Genomic DNA, 3,283 nt, shown 5'->3' with positions numbered 1-3,283 from the left:
TGTCACTCGTAGCTTGTAGCTCGTCACTTATCGCGCTTCGCGCGATATATCCTCAATACGCATGTCCCCCATCCTTCATCTCCTTCTCGTTAATCTTATGTATATCAATGCTTCTCCATGCATAGAAGATATATGCCAGCACAAACGGAACCAAGAAGGAAACATAGAACATCACTCGTAAAGTAAACTCACTGGAACAACTGTTTGCCAACGTCAACGAGCTTTGAAGGTCGTTTGTAGACGGATAATAAGCTGTATTATTGTATCCTGCCACGAGCAGCAACGCAAGCACAGCCAGCACCGTACCTATACCCGTGAACCATATACCTTTATCAAAGGTTTTTTTCAGCAAACTCTTTCCAATGCCAAAGAGTACCAATACCACGCCGATAAGGAAGATTATCAATACCAACGGCATCTCTATAAAGTTCGTCAGATACTTATACGGTTCCATAAATATCTCCCCTGTAGCAGGATTAACCGCATAGCCATCCGCCAGCAACGTCCGGATAACGAACGCCAGAAAGAACACCAGAAACAACCCAGAGTTCCCAATCAGAGAACGGCGGCTACGTGCCACCAAGTCTTTATCATCAATATTATTAATAAAGTATAGAGCCCCCAGAATACGAGCCAGGAAGAACACAGCCAGTCCCAACACTACATTCCACAGATTAGTCAATGCATCCAGTCCATGCCAGCCATTCGCCCAATGACTGATGACCGGCATCACCGTATCCGCCATACTACTCTTATTGACATAAAACTCCGACCCCGTAAAGAACGTAGCCACCGCCCCGCCCAGCAGCACCGGACCAACCACACCATTAATCACCAGGAATGTCCTGTATGTTTTCTTACCCAACAGATTTCCAGCCTTGCTCTGGAACTCATAGCTGACCGCCTGCAAGACAAAACTGAACAGAATAATCATCCACAACCAATAAGCCCCACCGAAACTGGTGCTATAGAACAACGGAAACGATGCAAAGAATGCTCCACCAAATGTCACCAATGTAGTGAACGTGAACTCCCATTTCCGTCCCGTAGAGTTCACCATCATCTTCTTGTGCTCTTCCGTCTTGCCCAGACAGAAAAGAAGCGAATTACCACCCTGCACAAACAGTAGGAATACGAGTAGGGCTCCCAGCAATGATACCACGAACCACCAATATTGTTGTAAAAAAGCGTATGTCATGAGCTTCAATTTTTAATTATTAATTTTTAATTATTCTCCGGTCCCTTACGTATTGCTTTCAGCATGATACCTATTTCGGCTATCAGCATGATGGTGAACAATATCAGGAAGATGAAGAACGTGGTCTGCACAGAGCCGACATCCAACTTAGAGATAGCAGCATTTACAGGCAACATGTCCTGTATTGTCCATGGTTGGCGCCCACATTCTGCAACGACCCATCCTGCCTGTCCGGCAAGGTAACCCAGTGGAATAGTCAGCAGGGCCACCCAGTGCATCCATCGCATTTTCGAGAGGTCTTTCTTATAAGAAAGGATAAGCACTACAATAAAGAAGAGTATGAAATATCCGCCCAATATCACCATCAAACGGAATGCATAGAACGTCAGCGGTACATTGGGCACCAGGTCGTTCACATCTTTGATATATCCATAACCGAAATAAGCTACGTTCTCTTTCAGTGTCTGCTCAGCCACTTTCATCTCCGCTTCATTGCCTGCCTCCATGGCGGCCCGATAGGCGCCGAATGCAGCAATCGCCGTCTTTCCACGTTCTATCTTTTCTTCGGCGGACAGGGCTATCGTGCCATCTTTTTGTTGATACCCTCCCTCTATCAAGTCCGTAATGCCGGGCACAAAAGCATCCGATTTCCGTTCGGCCAGAAGCGACAACATCTTCGGTATCTCTATCCTGAACAAGAAAGGATTCACACCATCGTTATATGTTTCCTTTTCCGGGTTCAGCATGCCGATTGCTACCAATCCGGCACCTTGCTGCCCCTCATAATATCCTTCCATAGCTGCCAACTTCATCGGCTGAGTCTGCGCCACCTGGTAGCCTGAACCATCTCCCGTCCATGCCGAGAGCACAGCCGAAATCAGCCCTACCCAAGCAGCTATCTTGATACTCGACAAAGCAAATCGTTTATCGCGATTCTTCAGCAGGAACCAGCAACTTATCCCCACAACAAACACTGCACCCAGCACCCAACCGGACAGTACCGTATGAAAGAACTTGTTCACCGCCACCGGCGAAAGTGCCACAGCGGCAAAGTCCACCATCTCATTGCGCCCTGCTGCCGGATTGAACTCCATCCCTACCGGATTCTGCATCCAGGCATTTGCAACAAGTATCCACCAGGCAGAAATCGTAGCACCGAGTCCCGTCAGCCAGGTAGAGGCCAAATGAAAACGTTTGCTCACCTTGTCCCAGCCGAAAAACATCACTGCGATGAACGTGGCCTCCATAAAGAAAGCCAAAATACCCTCGATAGCAAGCGGTGCACCGAAAATGTCTCCTACAAACCAGGAATAGTTGCTCCAGTTGGTTCCGAACTCAAATTCCAGAATCAATCCCGTAGCCACTCCCACGGCAAAGTTGATACCAAAGAGTTTCATCCAGAATTTAGCGGTCCGTTTCCAGAACTCTTCACCTGTTCGGTAATACATTGTCTCCATGATGCCCATGATGACTGCCAGCCCCAGCGTTAGGGGCACAAAAATCCAGTGATAGATAGCGGTCAGTGCAAATTGTGCCCTCGACCAGTCAATCAACGAAGTGTCTATGTGCTCAAGCATAAGAATTAAGTTATTAGTTATGAGTTATAAGTTATTTGCTATAAAGGGAATTAATCAGGAGTGGAAGGAGGAGGCTCACCAATGGCACGCTCTATAAGTTCATTGCTGACATAACCTTCCTTGTCGCCATCCGTAGCAGCAGAATTCAAGAAGTTCGGGAAGAAGAATACACGCAGAATAGCGAACATGATAAAGAGCTTCAGTAAGATGATAAACCACAATGTGCGGCCCAACGTCATACTGCGAAAGCCATCTACGTAAAAGCGCCAGATGCTAAGTACTGTATTCTTCATAATAACAAAATTATAATGATTACAAATATAAAACTTATATACATATATAACAAATAAATGGGAAAAAAGTTAATCCATATACCTAATTATAGTTCATTTTCGCTCCGAAAGGAATAAAGTTACGAGCTACAGGCTACAAGCTACAAGTAGCTGTGCTATGTTCCGAAAGGCACTTGTAGCTTGTAGCCTGTAGCTCGTAACTGATTCAAATCCGT

General features: G+C 46.1%; 3 protein-coding genes. All 3 read right to left on the bottom strand.

What is annotated here, in order from left to right; translation table 11 throughout:
• Positions 1-52 precede the first annotated feature (52 nt).
• From QZ135_RS24805 to QZ135_RS24795, 3 genes are read right to left on the bottom strand one after another with little or no spacing between them, the layout of a single operon-like run.
• Positions 53-1,198, bottom strand: a complete 1,146-nt coding sequence (locus QZ135_RS24805) for a cytochrome d ubiquinol oxidase subunit II (protein WP_294615789.1) — start codon at positions 1,196-1,198, stop codon at positions 53-55.
• 26 nt (positions 1,199-1,224) lie between these two features.
• On the bottom strand, positions 1,225-2,775 hold the full coding sequence (locus tag QZ135_RS24800; protein ID WP_294615787.1) for a cytochrome ubiquinol oxidase subunit I: 1,551 nt from the start codon (positions 2,773-2,775) through the stop codon (positions 1,225-1,227).
• A 50-nt stretch (positions 2,776-2,825) separates the two neighbouring features.
• Positions 2,826-3,068, bottom strand: coding sequence for a DUF4492 domain-containing protein (locus QZ135_RS24795; protein ID WP_294615785.1), 243 nt, complete (start codon positions 3,066-3,068; stop codon positions 2,826-2,828).
• Between the last annotated feature and the right edge of the window lie 215 nt (positions 3,069-3,283).

Source organism: uncultured Bacteroides sp. (genome assembly GCF_905207245.1).
GTDB lineage: Bacteria > Bacteroidota > Bacteroidia > Bacteroidales > Bacteroidaceae > Bacteroides.
This window is presented reverse-complemented; position numbering and strand designations above follow the sequence as displayed.

Coding starts and splice junctions, on each gene's coding strand:
- QZ135_RS24800 (WP_294615787.1), bottom strand. CDS start 2,775: ATGCTTGAGCACATAGACACTTCGTTGATTGACTGGTCGAGGGCACAA.
- QZ135_RS24805 (WP_294615789.1), bottom strand. CDS start 1,198: ATGACATACGCTTTTTTACAACAATATTGGTGGTTCGTGGTATCATTG.
- QZ135_RS24795 (WP_294615785.1), bottom strand. CDS start 3,068: ATGAAGAATACAGTACTTAGCATCTGGCGCTTTTACGTAGATGGCTTT.